Raw genomic sequence first — 611 nt, 5'->3', positions numbered from 1 at the left:
CGTTGCTCGATGATGTGCGCGGCCCAGCCCGACGTGCGCGAGATCACGAAAAGCGGCGTGAACATGGCCGTGGGCACGCCCATCATGTGATACGACACCGCACTGAACCAGTCGAGGTTCGGGAACATCTTTTTCGCGTCCCACATGACCGATTCGAGCCGCTCGGCGATATCGAACAGCTTCGTGTCGCCCGCTTCTTTCGACAGATTCTTCGCGACTTCCTTGATGACCTTGTTGCGCGGATCGGAGATCGTGTACACCGGATGGCCGAAGCCGATCACGACTTCCTTGTTCTCCACGCGACGCTTGATGTCCGCTTCTGCTTCATCGGGCGTCTGATAACGCGATTGAATCTCGAACGCGACTTCGTTCGCGCCGCCGTGCTTCGGGCCGCGCAACGCGCCGATTGCGCCGGTGATCGCCGAATACATGTCCGAACCGGTGCCCGCGATCACGCGCGCCGTGAACGTCGATGCGTTGAACTCGTGCTCGGCGTAGAGATTGAGCGAGACGTGCATCGCATCGACCCACGCCTTCGACGGCGCGACGCCATGCAGCAAATGCAGAAAGTGCCCGCCGATGGAATCGTCGTCGGTTTCGACTTCGATGCG

The 611-nt window shown here is 60.6% G+C and carries 1 protein-coding gene; it reads right to left on the bottom strand.

Features of this window, described 5'->3' with window-relative positions:
* A partial coding sequence (locus AWB76_RS38730) for a citrate/2-methylcitrate synthase (protein ID WP_279616481.1) occupies window positions 1-611 on the bottom strand: 611 nt, incomplete at both ends.

Origin of the sequence: Caballeronia temeraria, assembly GCF_001544795.2 — a bacterium.
In the GTDB taxonomy this organism is placed as follows: Bacteria; Pseudomonadota; Gammaproteobacteria; order Burkholderiales; family Burkholderiaceae; genus Caballeronia; species Caballeronia temeraria.
This window is presented reverse-complemented; position numbering and strand designations above follow the sequence as displayed.